The sequence below is a fragment of the Fibrobacter sp. UWOV1 genome (genome assembly GCF_900142495.1).
In the GTDB taxonomy this organism is placed as follows: domain Bacteria; phylum Fibrobacterota; class Fibrobacteria; order Fibrobacterales; family Fibrobacteraceae; genus Fibrobacter.
Genome location: NZ_FRBA01000004.1, coordinates 146,662 through 171,788, shown reverse-complemented (window position 1 = coordinate 171,788; position 25,127 = coordinate 146,662). Strand labels below are relative to the sequence as shown.

Genomic DNA, 25,127 nt, shown 5'->3' with positions numbered 1-25,127 from the left:
TCGTTTTTCTTTTCTTAAAAATTAGCGGAACTTCGTTCGGTTTTCGTTAAAAACTTCCTACCGACTACTTCCTACTGTCTACTAGTTTCCGTTAATGCAGCGGACGGAGTAGGCGTTGGTCTTGCTCGGCACGAGCTGGCGGACCATCTGGTCGCTCATACGGCCCATTGCCCAAATCCAGATGGTTTCGTTACGACCGTTCTGTGCAGACCAGAAGCCGGCGTATTCCCCCATGTCTTCGTAGCGAACAATAGACTTACCCACCATCTTGCGGTAGCCCGAAGAGAAAATGGAGAAGCCGTATTCGTCGGTGCCGCCACCGCCTTGCCAACCAGTGGTAGCCTTCATCTTGTTGGCAAACTTTTCGCACTTGTCCACGCCGTCGTAGCAATGAGTCAGGCCAACAAGCAGATCCATCCATTCGCGGTCTCGCGGCAGGTGCCAGCCTTCGGGGCATGCCTTGCGGGCGCCTTCCAGGTCATACAGACGACCACCGCGGGCGCAGTAGTTTTCCTTATCTTCGTAGCACCAGGAGTGACCTTCAACATTGTAGTTCACGTTCTGGGCGAACCATTCACGGCCTTCCACCTTGATGGTGCGGTACACCTGACCGTCGCGCGGGTCCTTGACCATGCCCGAAACATCGCGGAGAGAAGCGCGGTGTTCCTGTTCGGCACGGCGGTATTCCACCACCTTTTCGCGCTTGTACTTTTCGCGACCCTCCAGGGTATTTGCCCAGGCTTCTTGAGCCTTGGGGTTCGTGAACTTGATTCTCAGATCACCCACGGCAAAGAGTTCGTCGCCACAGGCGAGGTCCACGCCAGCAATATTGATGACAAGCTGTTCGCCACCAAAATCGCGCGGCTTATTAAAGAACGAAATCCAGGCTTCCATGGTTTCGTTACACTTGTTGTAGAAGCCTTCTTTTTCGATCTTGTCGGCAGGAACGGTCATGTTACCGGCGACAGAGAAAGCAAACAGGCTATCGGCAACCTTGAAAGAAACCGGCTGGACTTCCTTATAGTGCGTGTACTTACCGAAACGGATTTTACCTTCGATCTTAGCTGCAGAATAATCACCTTCGCCTTCGGCATTGTAAATAGCATCCCAGGACTTCTGCGGAACAGCAACAGCCTGGACAACCGCCATACCGAGTACAACAGCAATCATGGACTTGAAAGAGATTTTACGACTCATTTTTCCTTCTCGTATAAAGTTTTCGTTTTAAAGTTAGAATATTTTAGTTTTTCGGGAGGAGGACAAAGACTTAATCCCTGCGATTTTATAATTTTGGGCTATGGCTATTACACGTTACATTTTGCAGATTCATTGCCCTGACCAAAAGGGACTTATTGCCGGAACCACCCAGGTTCTCGCCAAGGCGGGCGCCAACATTGTCGATTTACAGCAACATACGGCAAAAGATATCGAAACTTTCTTTTTACGTGCCGTTTTTGAAGCGGATTCCGAAAATATCGAAGAAGTCCGCAAGCATCTGGAGACCCTGGAAGGTCACCTCCACCTAAACTGGAAGTTGTTCGACACCACCAAAATTGAGCGCGTAGCCATCTTCGTCTCGAAGACGGACCACTGCCTTTACGACCTTTTGCTCAAGAGACGCGATGGAGACCTCCCCTGCGAGTTCAGTTGCATTGTAGGCAATCACCCCGACCTCGGCCCCGTGGGCGGCACCTTCGGTGTACCGTTCTACTATGTGCCGTCGAACCCGGACAAGAGCATTCCCGAGAACCGTTTCCGCGAAATTATCGCCGAAACCAATACCGATACGGTGGTTCTCGCCCGTTACATGCAGATTTTGAGCGAAGCATTCACTGAAGAATTCAAGTACCGCATTATCAACATTCACCACGGCTTCTTGCCGGCCTTCAAGGGAGCAAAGCCCTACCACCAGGCCTGGCACAAGGGCGTGAAGATTATCGGTGCCACGGCCCACTTCGCTACCGAAGACTTGGACCAGGGCCCGATCATTTGCCAAGACATTCAGCGAGTGCCCGAAACGGCAAGTATTGACGAACTCGTGGAACTGGGTAAGGATATCGAAAAGCGCACGCTTTCGGCAGCCCTCAAACTGTGGCTGGAACACCGCGTATTCGTTTATGCGGGCCGCACCTTTATCCTCTAGAATTTTACAGGAGACAACATGTCTGAAGAACTGAATGAAAAAGAAACCACAGCCGAAGCCCCCGCTGAAGTCGCTCCGGTTGTCGAGACAGAAACCGCTCCGGCACCTGAAGCCGAAACCGTTCCGCAGGAAGGCGCTGTAGAAGAAGCCGTTGCAACGCCGACCCAGCCCCAGGTGATTGTCCAGCGCGAACGCGGCTTTTCGCATTACGTCGGATTCGCCCTCTTGAGCGTCCTGTGCATTTGCTTCTATTTTATGCCGGGTATCGCAATCACTTTCGCCATCAGCTTGATTCCGGGCATTTCGCTCGGCGCCGTCGCCGCATGGACGTTCAGTGCCATCTTCAGCGTGATTGCATGGGCAATTTTCAAGATGAAGATCAAGGGCTTCAAGAAGTCGTTCTATTTCTACATCGGACTTTGCGTACTCATTTCAATCCTCTTGGTAGTCATTGAAATCCTTACAGAAGAAACGAACGTGTTTGCAAAGATCGTAAGCCTTCTGTGCGGAGCATCGTAATTCGCACCTGACCACTATTTACTAACCACTGTTTACTATGAACAACACTGATTCCTTTGTACATTTTCTCGTTGAAGCCGGCGCTCTCAAGTTCGGCGATTTCGTGACCAAGAGCGGCCGCAACACGCCGTATTTCATCAATACCGGAGAATTCCGTACCGGCCGCACCCTTTCCAAGCTCGCCGAATTCTACGCAGCCGCATTCATGAAATACTTTGACGGCAAGGCCCAGAACCTTTACGGACCGGCCTACAAGGGTATACCCCTGTGCGCCGCCACCGCCATGAAGCTTTCTGACGTGTACAGCTCTGACCTTACCTTTACCTACAACCGCAAGGAAGCAAAGGACCACGGTGAAGGCGGCATGCTCGTCGGTTACAAGTACGCCGAAAAGACGAACGTCGTGATCATTGAAGACGTGATTACGGCTGGCACCAGCGTGAACGAAACGATGCAAGCTCTCTCGAAGATCGAAAACGCAAACGTCATCGGCCTCCTGATTTCGGTGGACCGCAAGGAAAAGCTTGAAAACGGAAAATCTGCTCTCCAGACCGTGCAAGATGAATACGGCATCGAAGCCCATTCCATCGTAAACATCAACGACATCATCGCATTCCTCGAAAGCGAAGAAAACCGCAAGAAAATCAACGCTCCCGAAGGAATTCTCGACAAGGTGTACGCCTACCGCGAAAAGTGGGGCGCCCCGTAACCCGTAGGGATTAATGGCACGCCTTTGGGGAACATTGTTTGTGATGGCGGCGCTACTCTTCACGGGTTGCGCCGATTCTTACCAGTGGTCCGCTAAGCACCCCGCCTACAAGCAAGCCCCCTATGGAGAGCTTACGATAGCGGGGCTTCAGAAGGCGTTCGTCATCACCCGAACCAAGTGGTTTGCAAACCGCCTAGACTTTGGCGACAGCACGCAAATCAAGGCGACCGAATTCTGCGCCAAAGCCATGGAACATGAATTCCGCGGCGGATACAGCAAACTTAACGTGTTGCCGGATTCGCTTTTGGCAAACTTCCCCGAAGAAAGCCAGAAACTGGACGACAGAATCTTTATGAAGGGCAAACTTCCGGAGCAAGGGGTAACAGTCAAAGCACCCGACGGAACCATTCCCCCACAGATTCTCTTGATTCACGAAGTCATTATCGGCACCGACCTGAAGCGTGAAAACTTCTTCGATTACGCCCTAATTCATAACGAGCTCGAAGACAAGCGCGATGTCAAGAATATCAGCGCAATCGTTTCGTATACATTGTGGGACAATATAAAACAGCGTCCATTGTTTAGCGCCGTCGACGAGATCCAGCACCCGGTTATCAAGCTGACTCTGAATGACCTTGAACAGCTGATGCGCTTGACCGTCCAGCAGATCCGCAAGAACATGTACACGGGGGCAGGCAAATGAAACACCTCTCCCTAGTCGCATTTGTCGCCGCCATTTTGACGCAGGCATTTTTGGCCGGAACAGCACACGCCAAGGACGTATTCTTCGATTCCCACTGGACTCTTTGGCAGAACGCCGAGATTTTGATTTGGACTCCCGATAAAGAACCGGCAATTGACCCCAAGGAATTCTGCCTGTCGTTACGCCGCAACAACTCTGGCATTGGCGAACCCAAATGCAGACTTTTCGGCGAATGGGAACGCGATACGGTCGCCATGCGTTACGCCACCTGGCTTTCGAACAACATCGAGCCCGGCCTGAATGCGCACCTTTTAAAAGCCCGCCACCCCGCCATGATGGCAAAGCTCCAAGCCCTCGAAGACAAAATCGTCTTGTTCATCGCCGACAAGGGCGACAAGCTACAAATCGCCATTTTTGACGAAACGACGCTTGAACCGCGAAGCGCCGGCACCGTCCAGAAGAAAAACGACAAGATTGCATTGGGCGACGACATCGCAAGCGCCTTCTTCGGTCGCAACACCAAGCGCCGCCTAACAAAAGAAGAACGCCTCAAAATGGAAACGGAACCTGACGACCTTTACAAGGAAACTCCGACGTTCCGTTCATGGGCGGGCATTTCGGCCGGCTACGCGCAGGCCCATATTCCGCTCACGCCCTACAACTGGTACAAGCGCAAAATCAGGAGCCGCGTTTCTAACTACCGCGCCACCCGCGACTCCGTAAGCCTCTGGAATTTCATGGACGATTCCACCCCGCTGTTCACTTTGTATGCCGGCGGAATCTGGTTTGGCTTTATCGGTGGCGAAATCTTTTACCGCTATTCAAACCACGACGTCAAAATCGACGAACGCGACGAAGTCTACGAGGAACTGGACCACTGGAATTTCACCCAACATGAAATCGGCCTGAACGTGATGTTTGCAAGAACGTACGATCCCTTCAAATGGCTGGACTTGCACCTGTTCGCCTTCCTCGGATTCCAATACAGTTTCTATTCCGAAGATATTGACGTCAAGGATTCCAAGAAAAAGCCCTCCAGGGAATACCAGACCCGCTTCAGGACAGAAGACCCCTACAAGGGCGCTCTCTTTGGCTTCGGCACACAATGCGTATTCTTGCAACACTACGGTTTAAGCGTGCGTACAGGCATTTCGAGCCGCGGCAAGGACGTTTACGTGGAGCCTTCGCCCGATGCTGCCGCCGAGCCCACCACCATCGGCGCCACCACTGTTGACTGGTTTGTAAGCGTCGGCTTGGAGTACCATTGGACACCGTTTAAGTAATTTTCTACATTTGCGCTCACTATGAGTGAAGAAGTAAAAGAAGAAAAGAAAGAAGAAAAAGTAAATCCGTTCCTGACTCCCGTTAAGATTATTGAGCCCGAACACAAACTCCCCGACTACACTTTTGACATGCTGCCCGAAGAACAGAAGGCCGTTCTCGCACAGCACGGCTGGACCGACTTGATGCCGGTGCAGCGCAAGACGATTCCTTACATGCTTGCCGCCCGCGATATGCTGGTGCAGTCCAAGACCGGCTCGGGAAAGACCGGCGCCTACGTGCTCCCGCTTTTGCAGGTGATTGTACGCGACCATATTTTCCCGCAGGCTTTGATTCTCGTGCCGACCCGTGAACTCTGCTTGCAGGTTCAAGACGAAATCGAAAAGCTTTCTGCCGGTACGGGCATTCGCTCCGTTGCGATTTTTGGCGGCGTGAGTTACGAACCGCAGCTGAAGGCGCTGAAGAACGGCGTACACATTATCGTCGCAACTCCAGGTCGCCTGATGGACCATGTGCAGCGTGGTAATGTAGACTTCCTCGACATCCGCGACTTGATCCTGGACGAAGCCGACGAAATGCTCTCGATGGGTTTCTACCCCGACATGCAGAAGATTCGCCGCTACCTGCCGAAGCAGATTGCATGCACCATGTTCAGCGCGACGATTCCGCAGACGGTGAAGAGCCTCGCCCGCGAATTCCAGCGTCCGAGCGCCGAATTCCTGTCGCTCAGCTACGACAAGGTGATTGCGAACAACCTGGAACACCGCTGGTATTCTTGCGATGTGATGGACAAGGATTCCATGACCATCAAGGTTCTGGAATACTACAATCCTGAAAGCTGCATGATTTTCTGCAACAAAAAGAGCGACGTGAGCTACCTGGAACAGGTGCTTTCGGGCTACGGCTTCAACGTAGGCGCTCTGAGTGGAGATGTCGCCCAGAACATGCGCGAAAAGACCTTGAACGCTTTCCGCGACAAGAAACTCCGCATTCTCATCTGCACTGACGTGGCTGCCCGCGGCATCGACGTGGACCACGTGACGCATGTGATTGTGTACGACCACCCCGATGACCACGAAGTGTATGTGCACCGTAGCGGACGTACCGCCCGCGCGGGCCGCAGCGGTCTTTGCATTTCGCTGATTACCCCAGTCGAAGAAATCGACATGAAGCAGACCGCCGCCGACTTCGGCATCAACTTCATCAAGATGGAAGTTCCGACAAACGAAGAAATTGCAAAGAAGGTAAGCGAACGCGTGCGTGCCAAGCTCGAACAGGAACGCAACCACTTTGGCGGACAGAAGGCCCGCGAACGCATCAGCCGCGTCATTCCGCTGGTGAAGGAACTCGCGAACGGCTCCGAAGAAGACCAGATGCTTCTAGCCTACCTCGTGGACCGCTACGCATGGAAGAAGGCATAAAAAATGGCTAAAATCAAAATCAAATCCGCAAAAGAAATTGAACTGATTCGCGACGCCGGCGCCCTTGCTGCCGAAACGCTGATCCGCGCGGGCGAAATGTGCAAGCCCGGCGTATCCACACTCGAAATCGATGAATTCATCGGCGACTACACCCGCAAGCACAAGGGTATTTCCGCTTGCATGGGCTACCACGGTTACCCGCGCTACGCCTGCATCAGCATCAACGAAGTCGTATGCCACGGCATCCCGAGTGCAAACACCATCCTGAAAGACGGCGACATCGTGAACATCGATATCACCACGATTCTTTCGGGCTACCACGGTGACACAAGCGCCATGTTCTGCGTCGGCCGCGTGAGCAACCTCGCCCAGGAACTCGTGGACACCGCCAAGTTCTGCATGGAAGAAGGCATCCGCGCCGCTGGCGAACAGGGTGCTCGCTACTATGACATCGGTAACGCCATCCAGGACATCGCCGACGAACACGGATTCAGCGTGGTCGAAGACTACTGCGGTCACGGTATCGGTCGCGGTTTCCACGAAGAACCGACCCTGTACCACTTCCGCAACAACGTGCTCAAGCAGTTCATCGAAGTCGGAAACGTCTTTACCGTGGAACCCATGATCAACGTGGGTCGCCCGGGCACCAAGACTCTCAGCGACGGCTGGACCGCCGTGACCCGCGACGGCTCCTTGAGCGCCCAATGGGAACACACCGTGGCCCGCACCAAGAACGGAATTGAAATTTTAACGCTCCCTCGCTAATATAATTCGGACTTCGGAATTCGAATTTCGGAGTTAAATTTCAACTTAATATTAACTCTGAATTCTGAAATCCGAACTCATAATTGATTATGTCACTGCTAGGTAACTTACGCAACAAGGCGGTGGAAGCCTTCGTCAAGAATCACGAACTGGTCAAGCGCTTCGGCGATGTCCAATCCATTTCTATTGATTCGGACAACGGCACCGCCGACGTGAGCGTTCTTTTGCATGGCGAAATTTTCCCGATCAAGTTCCGCGGCTACTACTTTTTCGACGATACTGACACAGGCACCGATATTGTGGTCCGCAAAATCACCTGCGAACGCGAGTGGATTGACCAGGCGCTTTCGTACTGGCTCGAAGGCAAGACTCTGCGCTATAACCTGCCCGGACTTGCCGGCGGAATCGCGAAGATTATATTCTAGGCTATGAATCGTGAGGCTAGACACCTCAAAGGCACAAAGTGCCGACCTCATAGCACATAGCGAGCTTGCGAGCGACCTCATACCTCATAATAATGTATATTAGTCTCATAAGGAGTTTCTTATGAGCGAATGCACTGACGAAAAAATGGAAAAATTCAAGGAAAAACTGAGTTCCTTGCTTTTTGAACTGATTACGGACATTCCGGAATCCCTGCACACCCCTACGGAAAATTCCGACGAGAAAATCAAGAAACTGATTCGCCAAGCCGCAGTCAAGGCCTCCCTGGTAAGTGCAACGCTTTCGGTGCCCGCCGGTGTTACGGGCGTTTTGACTTCCATCCCCGACATTGCCGCCATCTGGCGTATTCAGGCGCAGCTTGTATCTGACATTGCAGCCACCTACGGCAAATTTGCGCAGCTCAGCCGCGAAGCCATGGTTTGGTGTCTGTTCCGCCACAGTGCCGCCCAACTGGTTCGCGACATAGCGGTTCGCACCGGCAGCCGCATTGTTGTTCAAAAGGTCTCTTTTGCAGTCCTAGAAACACTCCTCAAGAAAATCGGGCTCAAGGTCTCTACCAAGTTCCTGGGCAGGGCCGCCCTAAGAGCCATTCCGGCTATTGGCGCCCTCGGAAACGGGGCCTACTCCTTCTATGACACCACCGAAGTCGGAAAAACGGCCGCGAGCTATTTCAAGGCCCTGGCAGACAATCCGGAGGATCCTCTTGCCGAAGAAGCGGACGTAATCATCGAAAATGCCGAAAATCAGGTTTAAAAGCCAGTCTCAAGCCTATTCCCATAATCAAGCCCTTGAAAGGGGGCTTTTTTTTTCTATCTTTGGGCGCAACTCAAACAAACATCAACTCCATTTGTGGAATAAAATATGAAAAACATTGAAAAGCACAGAAATATTGGTATTTCTGCCCACATCGACTCCGGTAAGACCACCCTTACCGAACGTATCCTCTACTTCACAAAGCGTATCCACGCTATCCACGAAGTTCGTGGTAAAGACGGCGTCGGTGCCACGATGGACTCCATGGAACTTGAACGCGAACGCGGCATCACGATTCAGTCTGCAGCCACGTTTGCAAACTGGACCCACACCAAGTCTGGCGAAACCGACTCCATCAACATCATCGATACCCCGGGGCACGTGGACTTCACGATCGAAGTGGAACGTTCTCTCCGCGTGCTCGACGGTGCTATCCTCGTGCTCACCGGCGTGGAAGGCGTCCAGTCCCAGTCTATTACCGTTGACCGCCAGATGAAGCGCTACCATGTGCCGCGCGTCGTGTTCGTCAACAAGTGCGACCGCTCCGGTGCAAACCCGCTCCGCGTGGCTGTCATGCTCAAGGAAAAGCTCAACCACAAGCCCTGCGTCATGCAGATTCCTATCGGTCTCGAAGACCAACTGAAGGGCGTGGTCGACCTCGTCGAAATGAAGGCCTACTACTTCGAAGGCGCTAACGGCGACGACATGATCGAAAAGGATATCCCGGCCGAACTCGTTGACCAGGCTAACGAATACCGTGAAAAGCTGATCGACTGCTGCGCAGACTACAGCGACGAAATCATGGAAAAGGCTATGGAAGGCCAGTATGGTGTGGACCAGATCGACAAGGCCCTCATCAAGAAGACCATCCGCGAAGCAACCATCCGTCTCGACATCACTCCGGTGTTCATGGGTTCTGCTCACAAGAACGTCGGTGTCCAGAAGCTCCTCGACGGCGTTATCGACTACCTCCCGTGCCCGACCGACGTCGAAAACAAAGCTCTCGACCTCGACAACAACGAAGCCGAAGTCGTGCTGAAGTCCGAAGACAACGCACCGCTCGTCTGCTACGCATTCAAGCTCGTGAACGACCGCTACGGCCAGCTCACCTACATCCGCGTTTACCAGGGTACCCTCAAGAAGGGCGACATGATCACCAACATGGCCACCGGCAAGAAGGTGTCCGTGGGCCGTCTCGTGCGTATGCACGCCGACGAAATGGTGGACATCACCGAAGCCGGTGCAGGCGACATCGTTGCCCTGTTCGGTATTGACTGCGCCTCCGGTACGACCTTTACCGATGGCAAGAACCACTACAACATGACTTCTATGCACGTGCCGAATCCGGTGATCGAGCTCGTGATCGAAGCCAAGAACCGTGACGACCTGGACAACATGTCCAAGGCTCTGAACCGCTTCACCAAGGAAGACCCGACATTCCAGGTGGAAGTCGACAAGGAATCCGGCCAGACCATCATCAAGGGTATGGGCGAACTTCACCTCGACGTTTACATCGAACGTATGCGCCGCGAATACAAGTGCGACGTGACGACCGGTGCTCCGCAGGTGGCTTACCGCGAAACCATTACCCGTCCGGCCAAGTTCGACTACACCCACAAGAAGCAGACCGGTGGTTCTGGTCAGTACGCTAAGGTTGTCGGCGAAATGCGTCCGATGGCTGTCGAAGGCGACCAGGAAAAGGTCTACAACTTCGTGAACTCCGTCGTGGGTGGCCGTATTCCGAAGGAATACATCCCGTCTTGCGACAAGGGTTTCCAGAGCTGCATGGAAGCAGGTTCCTTGATCGGCTTCCCGGTTGTGGGTATCGAAATGGAAGTCCAGGATGGTGCATACCACCCGGTTGACTCTTCTGATATGGCGTTCCAGGTTGCTGCCCGTATGGCCTTCCGCGAAGCTTTCGAAAAGGCTGGCGCTCAGATCCTCGAACCGATCATGAAGGTCGAAATCCAGACTCCGACCGAATTCCAGGGTTCTGTCGTGGGTAACGTTTCCCAGCGTCGTGGTACCATCACCGGTACGAACGAAGAACTCGGCATGACCACCATCACCGCCGAAGTCCCGCTTTCCGAAATGTTCGGCTACGCTACTGACCTGCGTTCTATGACCCAGGGTAAGGCAGAATTCACCATGGAATTCTGCAAGTACCTGCCGGTTCCGAAGAACATCCAGGACGAACTCATCAAGAAGTACGGCGACAAGGCCAAGGCTAGGGCTTAACAGACCGCTCGGCTCTATCGCATTCATAAAAATGTGATATCGCCTTGCTCTCGCCACCACGACTCGTTAAATAAACCTAAGCCGAATACAGCAGAAACAAGCTTGCTTGTTTATATTGTTGAGGCGCCGGTTTATGCGATATTATCGCAATACAAGTCGCTTGTGGCTCACAAAAAAGCTAAAGCCAAACTTCTTAGAAGTTTAAAATCCCCGGAGTGCTACTCCGGGGGTTTTTGTTTTGTATAAAAAATCCCGCAGGGAACTTGGGGAACCCTGCGGGAAAGTGGAATTAGAAGAAAACAAGCGTGCTTCCGGTCTATTCTACCCCGTGATTTGCTCCAGCATCCCTTCGCTAAACCAGAATGGACTGGAAGCACATTACTTAATATACCATCGGGATATGGAATGCGAAAATAATTTTTCAACTTTCGTATTCCAAAGTGGAATGTTCCTAATTAGAGTCCAATGGATTGCCGCGCTACGCTCGCAATGACGTTTTTTTAGCCTGTTTCCACATTTCTTGCAGGCCTTCGAGGCCAACGTCTTTCATTTCTTTGCCCTGATCGCGGGCCATCTGTTCTACCACGCGGAAGCGGCGTTCGAACTTGGAGTTTGCGCGTTCAAGTGCAAGGGCCGCATTGAAGCCACAGTGGCGCGCCACATTCACAAGACTGAACATGATGTCGCCGAATTCATCTTCCATGCGCTCTACGTTACGATTTTCAGGAGAGGCCGCTTGCATTTCGGCACGGAATTCACTAAATTCTTCTACGGCCTTGTCAAAGACAGGTTCAGCCTCGGTCCAGTCAAAGCTTACTTTGGCGGCACGGCGCTGGAGTTCCTGGGCACGGGCAAGCGTCGGCATGCTCTTGCTTACTTTGTCCATAGCGGACTGGCCTTGCATTTTTAGATTATTCTTTTCTTGCGCCTTGATGCGTTCCCATTGGCGGACAACGCCGTTCGAATCATCGACCTTTGCATCCCCAAAGACATGCGGATGGCGCCGGATCATTTTTTCGCAGATTCCCTGCACCACGTCGTCGATAGAAAAATCGCCGTTTTCTTTGGCGACTTGCGAATGGAACACCACCTGGAACAGCACATCGCCTAGTTCTTCGGCCATGTGAGCCTTGTCGTTTGCCTGGGCGGCATCGATGTATTCATGGGATTCTTCGACCAAATAAGGGAGCAACGACTGGTGCGTCTGTTGCTTGTCCCAAGGGCAGCCTTCCGGGGAGCGGAGGGTCGCCATAATTTTCACCAAGTCTTCAAAGGAATATTTCATGACAGACAAAGATAGAAAGTACGAAACACTTGAACCGAATCAATTCCCGCTTTCGCTTAAGGAATCTCCGTTAGCGCCACCGTTACTGTACGTTCGCGGCAAACTGCCCGCAAGCGATTGCATTGGAATTGCCATGGTAGGTACGCGGCGTCCAAGCAGTTCCGCCCGCGAGCTGTGCAGACGGCTCGTCAAATCACTGAAAGGTACGAGGGCCGTCGTCGTTTCCGGGCTTGCGCAAGGTATTGATTATTATTGCCACGAAGCCGCGCTCGATTTCGGGATTCCGACGATTGCCGTGATTGCACAGGGAATCAATGTCCCGATTCCTGGAGACCGTGCAACGCTCGCCCGCCGCATTATCGATGCCGGCGGTTGCATCATGACCGAATACGAAGAAGACTTTCCCTCTTTCAAAGGGAACTTTCCTGCCCGCAACAGGATTATCAGCGGACTTAGCCGCGCCACGGTTTTAGTACAAAGTAAAGCCAAGGGCGGAGCCCTCATCACGGCCGACTACTGCCTGCAAGAAAACAAGCTTTTGCTCGCCGTTCCGGGGGACTTCGATAGCGAAACCTCTGCAGGACCCAATCAATACCTGGACCAAGGGAAGGCCATGCCAGTCTTTATGCCCGAAAGCCTGCGCACTGTTGCCGGGCTCCCCAAAATCAAGACGGATTCGGATGCGCCGGCCGCAGTCAGCCTCTCTCAAATTGAAGCAACCGGTTGCAATCTTTCTCACGAAGCCCTAGCCTTATTTATGCAATTCAACGGTTTCAAGAAGACTTTTCAGGAACTGCAGAACGAATGTAACTTCAAGCCCAACAATATTTTAGCTATATTAACAGAGTTAGAACTTTCGGGTCTAGTCCATTCGCCAGACAACTTCCAGTTCTACTTTAATGGAGCAACTTGACGTGAAAAAGCGTTTTTTCTGGATTATCCTGTTTACGATTGTCGCAACAATTGCGATAGTCATTTCGCAGTTGATGTTCGGGAAAAACAGCTTGAAGCAGCAGCAAAAAATCACGCAGGACATCGCCAGGTTCGAAGCGCAAATCGATTCCCTGCAGCACGCCATTGATTCTTGCAATATCGAGATTGAACGACTCAAGAACGATTCCCTGTACAAGGAAAACCTGTTACGCACCCGCTACGGCATGAGCCGCAAAGGCGAGCGCGTATTCCAGATGGTGAAATAATCTCACGCCATCTTGCTTGCGTCGGTGCTCTTCATGGCATCCATCGAAGCCTTGCCCGCAAAGAAGCTGTAAGCCGCCGGCACAATAAAGAGCGTCATGAAAGTCGCAAACGTAAGACCGCCTGCAATAGCGACACCCATCGCAATACGGCTCGGGGTGCCCGTGAGGATCAAGGGCACGGCGCCCAATACCGTGGACATGCTCGTCATGAGGATTGGGCGGAAGCGGCGTTCCGCCGCCATCCGAGCCGCCTCAAGCTTGTTACAGCCGGTATTCGCCGCAATCTGGTTTGCAAATTCCACAATCAAGATACCGTTCTTCGTCACCAGGGCAATCAAAAGAATCAGAGCAATTTCGCTAAAGATGTTGAGCGTCTGACCCGTAATGAACAGGAATGCAAGGGCGCCCGCGAGTGCCAGCGGCACCGTAAAGAAGATGACGAACGGAGCGCGGAAACTTTCGAACTGGCCTGCAAGCACCAAGAACACCAGCGCAAGCGCCAAAAGGAACACAATGTAAAGGCCGCTGGAGCTTTCTTCAAATTCCTTGGATGATCCGCTCAAAGCCGTACTCACGTTCGGGTAATCCTTTAGCAAGCGCTTTGCAATGCGGCGCATTTCTTCGACGCCGTCGCCAATCGTCTTACCCGGCACGAGGCCCGCCTGAATGGTCGCTGCGCTAAAGCGGTTAAATCGCGGCAGCGACGGCGACGCGGACTGTTCTCTGAATGTGATAAAGTTATCAAGGCTTACAAGTTCACCCTTGCCATTCTTGACCGTAAGCATCGAGATGTTCTCGGGCATGCTGCGGTACTGGTAACCAACCGCACCGATAATGTCATACTGGCGGCCATCCTTATAGAATTCGCCATAGCTTTGGTCACTAATGGCCAGCTGCACCGCCTGGGCAATGTCATTCACCGACACGCCTTCTTCGTTGGCCTTGTCACGCATAATCTCGATATGCAGTTCAGGCTTAGTGAAACGGAGGTTCGTATTCACCACGCTGAACACAGGGCTCTTGCTCGCTTCTTCTTCGAACTTGGGCACAAGTGTACGCAGGATTTCGATATTCGGGGCCTGCAACACGAACTGCACCGGCAAACCACCGCGCTGTGTACTGATGCTCTGTGGTTCAAACACCATCACGCGCAAGTCCGGATATTCGTTCCCGAGCAGCTGGATTTCACGGGCGATTACACTCTGCGGGCGACGCGCCTTCTTGTTGTCGTTCAAAGTCAAGCGCATTCTCGAATTGCCCGCATTCCACGCACCCGCTTGAAATTCGGTATATTCGTTGCTATCTAACAGGGCTATCACTTCTTCGGCAAAAGCATCGGCCATGCGCTTCGTGCGCGTGAGCGTCACACCTTCGGGCATATTCAAGTTCACCATGACCGCGTTGGAGTCTTCGGTCGGAGCCATTTCACTACTCATGTTATTGAAGCAGAAATAGGCCGACGCCAAAAGGCCCGCCACTATCGGGAACAAGAGCAAGCGCATTTTGAGGAAGCCGCCAAGCAGCACCGAATAAATGCGGTTCATTCCATCAAAGAACGGTTCGGTAACACGGAAGAACCACCCCTGTTTCTGCTTTTTCAAGAACCTGGAGCAAAGCATGGGCGAAAGCGTCAAAGCGCACAACGTAGAAAGGAACACCGTACCAATCATCACCGCCACGAATTCACGGAACAAAAGCCCCGTCGTACCACCCAACGCAAGCACCGGCACAAACACGGCCATCAACACCACAGAGGTCGCAATCACGGCAAAAAAGATTTCGTTTGTGCCCGCGACTGCCGCCTGCTTGGGCGTCATGCCACGTTCAATCTTATGATAGATATTTTCCACAATCACAATGGCATCGTCCACCACAAGGCCAATGGCAAGCACCATGGCAAGCAAGGTCAGCACGTTAATGGAGAATCCGCAAAGGTAAAGCACAAAGAAACTACCGATTACCGACACCGGCACCACCACCATCGGAATCAGCGTCGTACGCCCTTCGCGGAGGAACGCGAAGATAATGGCAATCACCAACAGGAACGCAATAAAGATCGTCTCCACCACTTCTTTAATGGAGGCACGGATATTGACAGAAGTATCGCGACCGTAAAGAACATCAACTCCTTCAGGAATTTCGCGGCGGATGTCTTCGACGCGCTTGTAGAATTCATTGGCGATTTCAACGTGGTTTGAGCCGGGCTGCGCCATCAATGCAAGCGTAATGGAATTTTTGCCGTTGCGCCTAAATCCCGTGCGGGTATCCTTCGGTTCGTAGTGAATGTCCGCTACATCCGAAATGCGAATGACAGTGCCATCTTCAGCAACCTTGATCGCGATATTTTCAAAAGCCTTCGGGTCGAGAATACGTCCCAACGTACGGATAGAAAGCGTAGTCTCGCTCCCTTCGATAGAGCCGGAAGGCAGTTCCAGGTTACCCTTCTTGAGTGCCGCCGACATCTCGGCACCGGAGACACCGAGCGCCTGCAAGCGCACCGGATCAATCCACAAACGAACCGTGGGGCGTTTTTCACCCCAAATGGCGATTTCGGAGACGCCATTGATGGTCTGCAAGCGTTCCTTGACAAAGTTGTTGGCCAGTTCCGAAACTTCCATCGGATCGAACTTATCGCTCACAAGGCTCACCATGAGAATCGGATCGTTGTCGCTATCGGACTTGTACACCGTCGGTTCATCCACATCGTCCGGCAAGCGGCGACGCACGCGGCTCACGCGGTCGCGGATTTCGTTGGCGGCCGCTTCCAGGTCCATGCCTGTTTCAAATTCAATATTGATGAAGGAGAAACCATCGCGGCTGGTAGAGGTCAGCGCCTTGATACCGGACGCACTGTTGATGGATGCTTCCAAAATTTCGGTAACTTCGGCTTCGACCACGGCTGCGTTTGCGCCCGGGTAAGAGGTTCGCACCTGAATGAGCGGATAGTCCACGTTGGGGTATTCACGCACGCCCAAGTTCGAGGCCCCGAAGGCGCCAAGCAAAATAATCACGAGCGCCATCACGGTCATGAGCACCGGGCGACGTACGGAAAGGTTCGCGACACTCATCGGTTACCTACTCCACTTCGTAATCGGTGTTATGACGGATTTCGCGGATACGTACGGAAGCCCCTTCGCGTAGGCTAATCAAGCCAGAGGTAATGACCGTATCACCTTCATCGAGGCCACCCGTGACATCGACTGCAATCGGCGTGCGGAGGCCCGTTTCGACATGCTTGATTTTTGCCTTGCCTCCAGTCGCCACAAATACGTAGGCGCCATCTTTATCGAGTGTGAAAGCTTCGGCTGGAATCGGAATGCTTTTCGCCATTCCCGCCTGCATCGTGACATTCACCTTGGCGTATGAGCCAGCCAAAAGATCATTGCCGGCGTTATCGACTTCGACAAGCACCTGACGTGTGCGGCTGCTTTCAGAAAGTGCAGCTTCCAAAGCCTTTACCTTGCCCGACTTGGAGACGTTGCGTTCTTCGTCTTTGACATCTACGGCGTCACCCACTTTAAGCGCAGAGGCGTAGCGCTGCGGGAGCGAGAACTTGGCCTTCAATTTCTTGACTTCGCTAAGAGACACAATCGACGTACCGGTCGTAAGCCAGGCGCCCACGGACACATTCACAAAGCCAAGCTTGCCTGCAAACGGGGCCCGAACCTCGGTCTTTGCGATTTGAGCCTTGATAAGTTCTACGGATGCTTCGGCAGACTTAAGCGTTGCTTCGGCGGCTTCCATGTCGGCCTTGGTGGCTCCATCCTTTTCAAAAAGCGTCTTGACGCGGTCAAATTTTTGCTGGGCAAGCTGCTGGTTCGATTCGGCCTGCTTGAGTTGGGCGCGAAGTTCGGAATCGTCAATTTTTGCAAGGAGCGCCCCCTTTTGAACTTGGGCACCGTCTTTAGCATAAAGATTCGTGAGTCTGCCCGAAGTCGCCGCCGTCAGCTGTACATTGTTCAGCGGTTCAAGCGTTGCCATGGCGGTAAAAGTCTTGCCCGCTTCATGGGCTTCGGCAATATAGCCCTCTACAGCAATTTCGCGAGCGGGTCTACCACCTTTGCCACCAGGGCCTCCCTTACCGGCAGCACCTTTGCCAGGCGCACCTGCACCGGGAGCAGAATCACCACCGCAAGCAATCAACAGCAACGCGACAGATAACAATGCAAATTTTTTCATAAACTTTAGATGATTAAACTGTATAAGGCGTTGCAAATTATTTGTCATTTCCAATTCCGAATTCTGAATTCCGAAATCTGAAATTTCTCTAGAATTTCACGTTCATGATCAAACCACTGCCATCTTCGTAGAATTCAGGCACAAATTCCATTCGTTCCGTAAAACTCTTGGAAGAGGTCGCCCGGTAAACCCTGATCGTATTGAGGACTGAAACCACGCGATTCAGAAGAAGGGCGCCAACCGACACCTGGAAGACAATCCGGCTCACACGGTAATGACGCATGCGGCTCTTGAATTCATCGATATGTTCCGTCGTTTCGGGATTGTCGCTAGACCCCCAGTCCCACTGGATGTCTGCAGACAGATCTTCGTCAATTTCTTTGCCGGCACGGATCATCGCCTGATTGTAGTCTTCGTCCATGTCGGGCGAAGAATTCTGGCCATCGACACCGCTGCGGCTACGGTAGTCGCCCACCGTATTGAGCATAGAAACGTTCTTGCTGCTGGAATTGAGGCCCGCGTGGCGCACGGCATAGTTATGGGCAGACGAAATATAGCGTTCGCCAATCACGTAAGACCCGATAGCCGTAAACCAGAGGGCAATGTCAGTCCAAACAAACGGGCGCACAAACTGCGGCTCGCCAAGATAGCGTTCCCCCATACCAGGCAACACCGCCGAGGCGCCCATCGCCAAGAGCCAACTCTTGTCGGAGTTCTTGCTCACATTCTCGTCAACGGAAATCACCGTCTGCGAAAAAGCAGACACCGCCGCAAGCAACAGGACCAGGAGCAGTTTCATTTAAAAGCCCCAGCTTGCCTGCACGTTAAAACCAAAGCCGTCTATAAAGGACAAGCCACTATCGAAATGCAAGTGGTCGTACCAAGAAAGTTCTTCTTCGTACAGAGCCTTGTTGTGCGAATTAGCCGTAATGGCGGCGTCGACAGCCGAAATGATATGGTTCAGAATGAGACCACCAAAGAACCAAGCCTGCATGTCGGCGTAATCGTTGGCCTTGCCACGCATACTGCGGTACTCTTTCTGGTGATCCGATTCAGTCTTTGCCAGCGGCTCTGTAGCGCTGTTCGGGTCTTCAAGAGCAAGCGACGTTGCCACGGCGACATCTTCATCGCCAATGTCGTCCCAACCGAGAATATAGGCGTCGTCAGCAATCAGCTGATAAACTTCGGACGGGGATTCGAACTTGACCTTCTTCATTTCTTCCTTCAGACTCTTCGGATTCTTCACGAAATCGTTCACGTATTCGGCATCGCCAGAATAAAGCTTGTCGCGATCGTAGCAGCGGTGCGTTGTCGCCGTACCGAAGATACCTTCGCAGAACGTTTCGCGCGTTCCCAGGTAGCGACGGCGGAATTCAGATTCGTAGTTCACGGCGTCGGCGTTATACAGGCCGCGCATGCGCTTTTCGTACTGGCCAATGGAATAATGCGTCTGGGCATACTTCTTATACCTGTCGACCTGCTTGTCGTACTTGTTCACGGAGTAATAATACCAGCCGCCCCAAAGACCCGCTTCCAAAGCAAGGTAAATGCCGCCGCGGACGTAAGTGAAATTGGATCCGCCCACATACATCTGACCGGAGCCCGGCACAACCAAGGACATGAACAAAGCCTTGCGCGGGCTCTTGTAACGGCCCTTCATTTCATCGATACCGTTCACCTTGGACACCTTGACAGGGCCCAGCAGTTCGCGACGGTTCATGCTGCTAGAGGACGGCACTTCGGCAGAAGAAGAGGAACCCGCCATCGCGAGAGAATCGCGGATGCGGTTTTCTTCGTTATGCCTTCTCATTTCGGCAGCGTAGGCTTCTTCTGGAGTCATTTCCCTGACAGAATCGCCTGCGAGAGTATCAGCGAGAGCGGAATCCGCTTCGGCCGGAGCTTCGGCGACAGCCGCGGCAGAATCCACCGGAGCGGGAACTTCACTACTGGAAGAAACAGCGACAGAGCTAGAAGATGGAGCTACGCTAGAACTAGATGCAACCACGCTACTAGAGGACTGCTTGACACTGCTGGAAGAGGCAACCGAGCTAGACGAGGCCTTGACGCTGCTGCTCGATGCAGGAGCCTTTACTGCAGGAGATTTCTCTGCAGGAGCGGGCGCAGCCGCAACACTACTGGAACTCGGAGCAGCTTGGACAGCCGCACTGGACTGGGCAGCCTCGGCTTCGGCCTCGAACTCCGCAAAAAGGTCACGGGGCTGGGCAAAAGACTGGGCAACAAAAACACTAGCCACACAGGCGATCAATGAATAGGCAAACTTGCGCATATAACGCTAAAATAGCAAAAAACGGGTATTTAGACGCATAAAAAGCCACTAGTTATTGGCTATTCGTATTTGTTTTTTAACTAAAAAGAGAAATTATCCGACAAGGCCGGTAAACGAGCTTAAATCGGCGTTTTTATATAAACACAAAGAACCACCTAGCGAGGGATTACCCCGTTAGGCGGCGAATCTTGGCAAACCTTAGGAAATCTAGATTAGATACCGAGTTCAGCAGCAACAGCCTGGATACCAAGCTTGTTGATCGTGCGAAGCCCTGCAGCGCTAACGCGGAGGGTCACCCAGCGGTCTTCTTCAGGAATGTAGAAACGCTTCTTCTGAAGGTTCGGCAGCTGCTTCATCAACTTCTTGCGGTTAGAGTGGGAAACCATGTTGCCCACGAGGCCGGCCTTGCCGGTAACTTCACAAATGCGGCTCATAATAAACTCCGTTGTTTTATAACGGACGCAATTTTAGAAAAAAATCGCCATTCCGTCAAGGTTAAATTATCAATCTTGCAATGCCTTTGGCAGGTTAAATTTGGTAGATTCGACCAATTTTACGAAATTTTCGATTTCTACGGGGGCAAATTTCTCTTTTATCCAGTCTACCACCCCCTGAACGAGCACTTCGGGAGCACTTGCGCCGCTCGAAATACCCACCGATTCAATATTGTCGAACCAACCCATTTCCAAATCCTCGACCGAGGCAATCAAATGGCTCGGGATTCCCTGTTCAAGACCAAGTTCCATCAGACGGCTGGAATTGGAGGAATTCTTGGCGCCCACCACCAGAAGCATATCCACCTTGGAGCAGAGATCGAGGACCGCCGCCTGACGATTACCCGTCGCATAGCATAAGTCTCCCGCATCGGGACCGATAATGTTGGGGAACCGTTCCTTGAGCGCTTCGATAATTTTGCGGGTTTCGGCCACCGAAAGCGTGGTCTGCGTAATATAGGCGAGTTCCTTGTCTGCGGGAACTTCCACCGTCCGTGCGTCGGTTTCGTTCTTGATCAGCGTGATGGCTCCCGGCGGAAGCTGTCCCAAAGTGCCCTCCACTTCGGCATGGCCTGCATGCCCAATCAGAATGATATGGCGGCCAGCAGCATAATGACGCTTTGCGCTGAAATGCACCTTGAGCACCAGCGGACAGCTAGCATCCAGCACCTGCAGTCCGCGTTTTTCTGCATCGGCATAGATTTCTTCGGCGACCCCGTGGGCAGAGAAAATAACCACCGAGCCCGACGGGACTTCATTGAGTTCATCAACAAAGACAACGCCCTCGGACTTGAGAGTATCGACCACAAACTTGTTGTGCACGATTTCGTGACGCACATAAATAGGAGTCCCGAATTTTTCAATGGCACGTTCAACCACATGAATGGCGCGGTCTACACCGGCGCAAAAACCGCGGGGAGTCGCAAGAATCACCTTTTTCATAAAATACCCTTTAGAAAATTCAGCAACAGCTTATAAGAATTCAAAACCTTCATTCGCTCGGCCATCAAAAACGTCCGCACTGCATCGGGCGAAGGGTGACGGCGACGCAAGAAATCCGCCGGAGTAAAAATCCGGGCGACCACATGTGCGTCGACCAGTTTAGCTACCACATCGTCATGCCCCATGGCGTAAGGACCGACACACGTGGATACGCCCATCTGCAAAGGTTCCCAGAAATCATGGATTCCTAAACGACGGTCAAACGAGCCGCCCACGACTGCACTCCTAGATTTCAGAAGAATCTCGCGGGAAAGCCCAAAGCGGGTCACCAAGGAGACAGAGCCCTTCTCGACAGAAGGGTAATCTACCACAGGCAGTTCAGACTCTTTCAAAAGTCTTCGGAACAAATTCAGTTCCGAAAGTTTGCGCGGCATGAGCACTACCGATTCGCCCTTGTCCACGGAATCCTTCGCCATGGACACAAGCGCTTCGGCTTCTTCTTGATGGAACGACAGGAACACCACGTCGACAGTCGGCTTTTCAGGTTCACAGACCAGGCCCCCATCACGGGCCCAGTTTAAAAGTTTCCAGTCGCCACCCATGGTGCACGGAACAAAGCCCTTGCTCGCATACGTGAAACGGCCAAGGTCCGCAGCCGTCTGCATGCAGGCATAACCCATCCCCGAAAAATTGATGAACGGGAACGACTTGCGGTAACGTCCTGAAACAAGCGCAATGTTTCGGCGGGTCGAAAGTTTGGACATGGTCGAAAGGTAACCCGGCCAGAGTTCGTTTTCGGCTAAGACTAGTCCCAGGGGCTGCACCGCACTTGCAAACAAGTGCAATGCCGACGGTACATCGGCCGGAGCAATAGCCACCTCGGCGACGCCTGCGCAGGAATCCTTCAGGAACGAGACCACTTCGACTTTCTGCGAAGTAATCAGAATCTTCGGACAATTCGGCAAGTCCTCTCGGAGTGCATGCGCAAGTCCAAGAAGCATGCGGCATTCGCCGAGACTTGCCCCATGAAGCCAAAGATACGGACCGTCGCTTGGCCACGGTCCAGACAAACGTTCTTCAATATGATATTCGCGATCGAGGCGAGGCAACTTGCTAGCGGCACGCGCCACCGTCTTAATGGCAGTCCCTACAGCAAGGCGTCCTAAGTTCTTTACGTTTAAGTCCATAGCATGAACGCAATCTTACGGACAACAATCAGCAAAAGGATCATGATCATCCAGAGCCATGTAAAATGGTCTGCAAGGAACGCCTCTTTTGCAGAACGCATCGGTCCAGAGCGGTGGAATTCGCGCGGGAAAAAGGCAGGGGTCTGCTGCGCCCAGATTTTCCACTCGTCACCGAACTTTTTCTCCAGGAAGCGGTCATCGAGTTTACCCAAATAGACTTCAAACGCGACAAGAACCACGATGAACGGAATGACGCGCAGGCTTAGACCCAAGTGCAAGATAATCAGCGAAATCCCAAACGCCGCGTTAGACACGTACAACGGATGCCGCAACCTAGCGTAGGCGCCCCAAGTCACCAACTCGTCGGCATCCTGGATGTCTCCACGCGTATGGTCGCCAATGACGCGGCGAGCCTTGACGCGCAAGTAAAACGCCAAGATGAACACATTGACAAAGACAAGGAACATGACAATTTCGAGGTCAGCCGGTTCAAATACCAGCATGATTAACGAAAGGACACCCAAGACCCACCCGCGGTAACGGAAAAGGAACTCGCGCTTAGGTTCTTCTTCGGGAAGCTGAGCCGTTTCAACAGACGAATCGTCGCTCTGTTTGACCGTATTTTCAACCGGATTTATCTGCTCATTCTGACTTTCAACAGGTTCGTCCATATCACCTCCGCTAAAGCTTTGCAACATTAAATATACATTCAACTTCGGGAGCAAGCACATCATGACTCACAATAATTGTCCATTTATCCAAAGCGTGAGCTGCATCAAGGTAGGATTTCAGCAGCTTTTCGCGGTCGGCCAGCGCCACGGACGCAAAAGGTTCATCCAGAAGGATCGTGCGGGAGTCCGAGGCGAGCGCCCAAAGGAGCGCCACGCGGGCACGTTCGCCGCCTGAAAGGCCTGATTTTTGAAGGAGGGGGGCGGCACCCGAAGACTGCATAAAGGACTTGAGGATCGAAGACGATTCGGAATCGCAGCGTTTTTCGAGAAGGCGGGAAAGCATCCACCTAGGTGGAAGTTCCAGGTCTTGTGCGACAAAGAACACATCGCGGGGGGTATTCGCATCGGCAAAATTCCAGCGTTCAAGCCCCGAAAGCAGACGCAATAGCGTGGACTTGCCCACCCCATTTTTACCGCGGACAAGAACCGGTTTTTCGCGGGACCACTGGAGCGCAAGGTCCGTGAATACAGGAGTTTCGGAGCCTTCATAAGTGAATTGCCCCTTGTGAACGGACACCTCACTGGACGCAGCAATATCTTTGCCAGCGGATTTTCCGGCCAATTCAAGCTTTTCAAATTCTTCGAGGACATTGATTGCCGAAACTGCCGAGCGGAACTGCGGCATGACGCGGGCGCATTCCTTGACAGGCTTGTAGCAGAGGAGCACCGCCGAGGTAAACAGCACCAGGCCAGACGCGTCCATGTAGCCGCGGGCCATCAAAAGCGCACAGAACGCAAGCACCAAGACCATTGCAAGCACCGAAACCGTCTCGGTCAAAAGCGAAAGGCCGGATTTTTTGATAGCGGCGGAGAAACCTGCATCACGGAGGCCACGGACTTCTTTCAGCAAGCCATCCGAGATATCCTTGCGCTCGTCGCGGCCGCTCCACTGCCTAAAAAGCCTACGGGCAAGCGACAGGTTTCCGCGGAATTCAGAACGGGACCGCAACAAGGATTCTTCGGCGGGCCCTAGCTTGTGGAGTTTTCGCTGGAGGACTGCCACCAGCGGCACAATCACCACAAAAAGGAATGCGGCAAGCGGCCAGGAGATATAGAAAAGCACCGGCAAGAAAACCAGCAATTGGAGTACCGCCTGCACCGCCTGAAAGAAGACTCCCCCGTTATTCTGGAGCACGACGGTCGCCTCGTAAGCGGATTCGACCATGCGTTCGCCCTTGGGGGTATGGAAATTCTTAGGAGCGAGATCACGGAGCCTGTGCAGAAACCACGCCTGCACCCGAGCCGACACCTTATAGAGCCAACCTTCGGAAACTTTTGACTTGCCGTACAGGAACAACAGGCGAAGCATGGCGAGAACCACCATTCCCCCGACCCAGGCTGCAAGCGGAATATCGGCCTTGCCCCCAACGATGTCGATAAAGGAACGGACACCCCAAAGCACCGCCGCATCGGCAGCACTTGCCAAAAGCGCCATCGGCAAAAAGCGGATTACACCGCCTTTCAGGGATTTTTTCAGCCATTTTCGCAAATTCACTCAGAAAAATTAACTTTTTTCCAGTTGCCCCCTTGACTAAAATTAAATAGTTACCTATATTTGGCCCTACTAAACGCCCCTATCGTCTAGTGGCCCAGGACTCGGGATTTTCATTCCCGCAACAGCGGTTCGAAACCGCTTGGGGGTATAAAAGGAACCTTTCGAAAGAAAGGTTCCTTTTTTCAACCGCGAAAAAAAAAGCGCCAACCACCCTTGACTAACAAAAAATCTTTCCTATATTTGGTCGCACAAATCGCCCCTATCGTCTAGTGGCCCAGGACTCGGGATTTTCATTCCCGCAACAGCGGTTCGAAACCGCTTGGGGGTATAAAAGAACCAACTGAAAGGTTGG

At 52.7% G+C, this 25,127-nt stretch carries 23 protein-coding genes and 2 tRNA genes; 14 read left to right on the top strand and 11 right to left on the bottom strand.

What is annotated here, in order from left to right; translation table 11 throughout:
- Positions 1-81 precede the first annotated feature (81 nt).
- Positions 82-1,197 (bottom strand): fibrobacter succinogenes major paralogous domain-containing protein, encoded by a 1,116-nt coding sequence (locus tag BUC02_RS07805; protein WP_073320989.1) that lies wholly within the window; start codon positions 1,195-1,197, stop codon positions 82-84.
- Between the two features lie 100 nt (positions 1,198-1,297).
- On the opposite strand from BUC02_RS07805, the gene purU reads away from it, so the two are divergent.
- The 10 genes from purU to fusA all read left to right on the top strand — a co-directional run bounded on the left by purU (position 1,298) and on the right by fusA (position 10,976).
- Positions 1,298-2,143 (top strand): formyltetrahydrofolate deformylase, encoded by an 846-nt coding sequence (gene purU / locus BUC02_RS07800; protein WP_073320986.1) that lies wholly within the window; start codon positions 1,298-1,300, stop codon positions 2,141-2,143.
- An 18-nt stretch (positions 2,144-2,161) separates the two neighbouring features.
- The gene (locus BUC02_RS07795; RefSeq protein ID WP_073320983.1) at positions 2,162-2,662 is read left to right on the top strand and encodes a hypothetical protein; all 501 of its coding nucleotides are present in this window, start codon (positions 2,162-2,164) and stop codon (positions 2,660-2,662) included.
- Positions 2,663-2,699: 37 nt separating this feature from the next.
- Positions 2,700-3,371 carry an orotate phosphoribosyltransferase gene (gene pyrE / locus BUC02_RS07790; protein ID WP_073320980.1) on the top strand — a complete coding sequence of 224 codons (672 nt, stop codon included), beginning with the start codon at positions 2,700-2,702 and terminating at the stop codon, positions 3,369-3,371.
- A 13-nt stretch (positions 3,372-3,384) separates the two neighbouring features.
- Positions 3,385-4,074: a hypothetical protein gene (locus tag BUC02_RS07785; RefSeq protein ID WP_073320977.1), complete on the top strand. Its 690-nt coding sequence runs from the start codon at positions 3,385-3,387 to the stop codon at positions 4,072-4,074.
- Positions 4,071-5,357 (top strand): hypothetical protein, encoded by a 1,287-nt coding sequence (locus BUC02_RS07780; protein ID WP_073320974.1) that lies wholly within the window; start codon positions 4,071-4,073, stop codon positions 5,355-5,357. Before BUC02_RS07785 ends, BUC02_RS07780 begins: the two co-directional genes overlap by 4 nt.
- Before the next feature lie 21 nt (positions 5,358-5,378).
- Complete coding sequence (locus BUC02_RS07775) at positions 5,379-6,776, top strand: DEAD/DEAH box helicase (RefSeq protein WP_073320971.1); 1,398 nt, start codon at positions 5,379-5,381, stop codon at positions 6,774-6,776.
- 3 nt (positions 6,777-6,779) lie between these two features.
- On the top strand, positions 6,780-7,541 hold the full coding sequence (gene map / locus BUC02_RS07770) for a type I methionyl aminopeptidase (protein ID WP_072976675.1): 762 nt from the start codon (positions 6,780-6,782) through the stop codon (positions 7,539-7,541).
- Between the two features lie 89 nt (positions 7,542-7,630).
- Positions 7,631-7,966, top strand: coding sequence for a hypothetical protein (locus BUC02_RS07765; protein WP_073320968.1), 336 nt, complete (start codon positions 7,631-7,633; stop codon positions 7,964-7,966).
- A 121-nt stretch (positions 7,967-8,087) separates the two neighbouring features.
- Complete coding sequence (locus tag BUC02_RS07760) at positions 8,088-8,738, top strand: EcsC family protein (RefSeq protein WP_073320965.1); 651 nt, start codon at positions 8,088-8,090, stop codon at positions 8,736-8,738.
- A gap of 108 nt (positions 8,739-8,846) precedes the next feature.
- Entirely contained in the window at positions 8,847-10,976 is a 2,130-nt protein-coding gene (gene fusA, locus BUC02_RS07755) for an elongation factor G (RefSeq protein WP_073320963.1), read from the top strand.
- Positions 10,977-11,454: 478 nt separating this feature from the next.
- Here the strand turns inward: fusA and mazG are convergent, their stop codons facing one another.
- Positions 11,455-12,261: a nucleoside triphosphate pyrophosphohydrolase gene (gene mazG / locus BUC02_RS07750; protein WP_073320960.1), complete on the bottom strand. Its 807-nt coding sequence runs from the start codon at positions 12,259-12,261 to the stop codon at positions 11,455-11,457.
- On the opposite strand from mazG, the gene dprA reads away from it, so the two are divergent.
- Together dprA and BUC02_RS07740 are read left to right on the top strand one after the other, a co-directional pair.
- On the top strand, positions 12,260-13,174 hold the full coding sequence (dprA, locus tag BUC02_RS07745; protein WP_073320958.1) for a DNA-processing protein DprA: 915 nt from the start codon (positions 12,260-12,262) through the stop codon (positions 13,172-13,174). The genes mazG and dprA overlap by 2 nt on opposite strands.
- Before the next feature lies 1 nt (position 13,175).
- The gene (locus tag BUC02_RS07740) at positions 13,176-13,460 is read left to right on the top strand and encodes an FtsB family cell division protein (RefSeq protein ID WP_163415149.1); all 285 of its coding nucleotides are present in this window, start codon (positions 13,176-13,178) and stop codon (positions 13,458-13,460) included.
- A gap of 2 nt (positions 13,461-13,462) precedes the next feature.
- On the opposite strand, the gene BUC02_RS07735 is transcribed toward BUC02_RS07740, so the two are convergent.
- The 9 genes from BUC02_RS07735 to BUC02_RS07695 form a co-directional block, all read right to left on the bottom strand.
- On the bottom strand, positions 13,463-16,528 hold the full coding sequence (locus tag BUC02_RS07735) for an efflux RND transporter permease subunit (protein ID WP_073320952.1): 3,066 nt from the start codon (positions 16,526-16,528) through the stop codon (positions 13,463-13,465).
- A gap of 7 nt (positions 16,529-16,535) precedes the next feature.
- Positions 16,536-17,639: an efflux RND transporter periplasmic adaptor subunit gene (locus BUC02_RS07730; protein ID WP_073320950.1), complete on the bottom strand. Its 1,104-nt coding sequence runs from the start codon at positions 17,637-17,639 to the stop codon at positions 16,536-16,538.
- Between the two features lie 88 nt (positions 17,640-17,727).
- Positions 17,728-18,438 carry a hypothetical protein gene (locus tag BUC02_RS07725; protein ID WP_073320947.1) on the bottom strand — a complete coding sequence of 237 codons (711 nt, stop codon included), beginning with the start codon at positions 18,436-18,438 and terminating at the stop codon, positions 17,728-17,730.
- Positions 18,439-19,926, bottom strand: a complete 1,488-nt coding sequence (locus BUC02_RS07720; protein WP_073320944.1) for a DUF5683 domain-containing protein — start codon at positions 19,924-19,926, stop codon at positions 18,439-18,441.
- 212 nt (positions 19,927-20,138) lie between these two features.
- Entirely contained in the window at positions 20,139-20,360 is a 222-nt protein-coding gene (rpmB, locus tag BUC02_RS07715) for a 50S ribosomal protein L28 (protein ID WP_073056007.1), read from the bottom strand.
- Between the two features lie 69 nt (positions 20,361-20,429).
- A complete protein-coding gene (gene ispH / locus BUC02_RS07710; RefSeq protein ID WP_073320941.1) occupies positions 20,430-21,362 on the bottom strand; it encodes a 4-hydroxy-3-methylbut-2-enyl diphosphate reductase in 933 nt (310 codons plus the stop codon).
- Entirely contained in the window at positions 21,359-22,549 is a 1,191-nt protein-coding gene (locus BUC02_RS07705; RefSeq protein WP_073320939.1) for a glycosyltransferase N-terminal domain-containing protein, read from the bottom strand. The genes ispH and BUC02_RS07705 overlap by 4 nt, the downstream gene beginning before the upstream one ends.
- Positions 22,540-23,220 (bottom strand): methyltransferase family protein, encoded by a 681-nt coding sequence (locus BUC02_RS07700; protein WP_175549819.1) that lies wholly within the window; start codon positions 23,218-23,220, stop codon positions 22,540-22,542. Before BUC02_RS07700 ends, BUC02_RS07705 begins: the two co-directional genes overlap by 10 nt.
- A gap of 10 nt (positions 23,221-23,230) precedes the next feature.
- Positions 23,231-24,775, bottom strand: coding sequence for an ABC transporter ATP-binding protein (locus BUC02_RS07695; protein WP_073320936.1), 1,545 nt, complete (start codon positions 24,773-24,775; stop codon positions 23,231-23,233).
- Positions 24,776-24,850: 75 nt separating this feature from the next.
- Between BUC02_RS07695 and BUC02_RS07690 the strand changes: the two genes are divergently transcribed.
- A tRNA-Glu gene (locus BUC02_RS07690) sits at positions 24,851-24,923 on the top strand.
- Positions 24,924-25,030: 107 nt separating this feature from the next.
- Positions 25,031-25,103: transfer RNA gene (locus BUC02_RS07685), tRNA-Glu, on the top strand.
- Positions 25,104-25,127 lie beyond the last annotated feature (24 nt).

Excerpts from the sequence above, each read along its gene's own strand:
- pyrE (WP_073320980.1), top strand. The coding sequence starts at position 2,700 with ATGAACAACACTGATTCCTTTGTACATTTTCTCGTTGAAGCCGGCGCT.
- BUC02_RS07795 (WP_073320983.1), top strand. The coding sequence starts at position 2,162 with ATGTCTGAAGAACTGAATGAAAAAGAAACCACAGCCGAAGCCCCCGCT.
- BUC02_RS07780 (WP_073320974.1), top strand. The coding sequence starts at position 4,071 with ATGAAACACCTCTCCCTAGTCGCATTTGTCGCCGCCATTTTGACGCAG.
- rpmB (WP_073056007.1), bottom strand. The coding sequence starts at position 20,360 with ATGAGCCGCATTTGTGAAGTTACCGGCAAGGCCGGCCTCGTGGGCAAC.
- BUC02_RS07765 (WP_073320968.1), top strand. The coding sequence starts at position 7,631 with ATGTCACTGCTAGGTAACTTACGCAACAAGGCGGTGGAAGCCTTCGTC.
- map (WP_072976675.1), top strand. The coding sequence starts at position 6,780 with ATGGCTAAAATCAAAATCAAATCCGCAAAAGAAATTGAACTGATTCGC.
- BUC02_RS07760 (WP_073320965.1), top strand. The coding sequence starts at position 8,088 with ATGAGCGAATGCACTGACGAAAAAATGGAAAAATTCAAGGAAAAACTG.
- purU (WP_073320986.1), top strand. The coding sequence starts at position 1,298 with ATGGCTATTACACGTTACATTTTGCAGATTCATTGCCCTGACCAAAAG.
- BUC02_RS07730 (WP_073320950.1), bottom strand. The coding sequence starts at position 17,639 with ATGAAAAAATTTGCATTGTTATCTGTCGCGTTGCTGTTGATTGCTTGC.
- fusA (WP_073320963.1), top strand. The coding sequence starts at position 8,847 with ATGAAAAACATTGAAAAGCACAGAAATATTGGTATTTCTGCCCACATC.
- BUC02_RS07785 (WP_073320977.1), top strand. The coding sequence starts at position 3,385 with ATGGCACGCCTTTGGGGAACATTGTTTGTGATGGCGGCGCTACTCTTC.
- BUC02_RS07720 (WP_073320944.1), bottom strand. The coding sequence starts at position 19,926 with ATGCGCAAGTTTGCCTATTCATTGATCGCCTGTGTGGCTAGTGTTTTT.
- BUC02_RS07775 (WP_073320971.1), top strand. The coding sequence starts at position 5,379 with ATGAGTGAAGAAGTAAAAGAAGAAAAGAAAGAAGAAAAAGTAAATCCG.
- BUC02_RS07705 (WP_073320939.1), bottom strand. The coding sequence starts at position 22,549 with ATGGACTTAAACGTAAAGAACTTAGGACGCCTTGCTGTAGGGACTGCC.
- BUC02_RS07735 (WP_073320952.1), bottom strand. The coding sequence starts at position 16,528 with ATGAGTGTCGCGAACCTTTCCGTACGTCGCCCGGTGCTCATGACCGTG.
- dprA (WP_073320958.1), top strand. The coding sequence starts at position 12,260 with ATGACAGACAAAGATAGAAAGTACGAAACACTTGAACCGAATCAATTC.
- BUC02_RS07725 (WP_073320947.1), bottom strand. The coding sequence starts at position 18,438 with ATGAAACTGCTCCTGGTCCTGTTGCTTGCGGCGGTGTCTGCTTTTTCG.
- mazG (WP_073320960.1), bottom strand. The coding sequence starts at position 12,261 with ATGAAATATTCCTTTGAAGACTTGGTGAAAATTATGGCGACCCTCCGC.
- BUC02_RS07805 (WP_073320989.1), bottom strand. The coding sequence starts at position 1,197 with ATGAGTCGTAAAATCTCTTTCAAGTCCATGATTGCTGTTGTACTCGGT.
- BUC02_RS07700 (WP_175549819.1), bottom strand. The coding sequence starts at position 23,220 with ATGGACGAACCTGTTGAAAGTCAGAATGAGCAGATAAATCCGGTTGAA.
- ispH (WP_073320941.1), bottom strand. The coding sequence starts at position 21,362 with ATGAAAAAGGTGATTCTTGCGACTCCCCGCGGTTTTTGCGCCGGTGTA.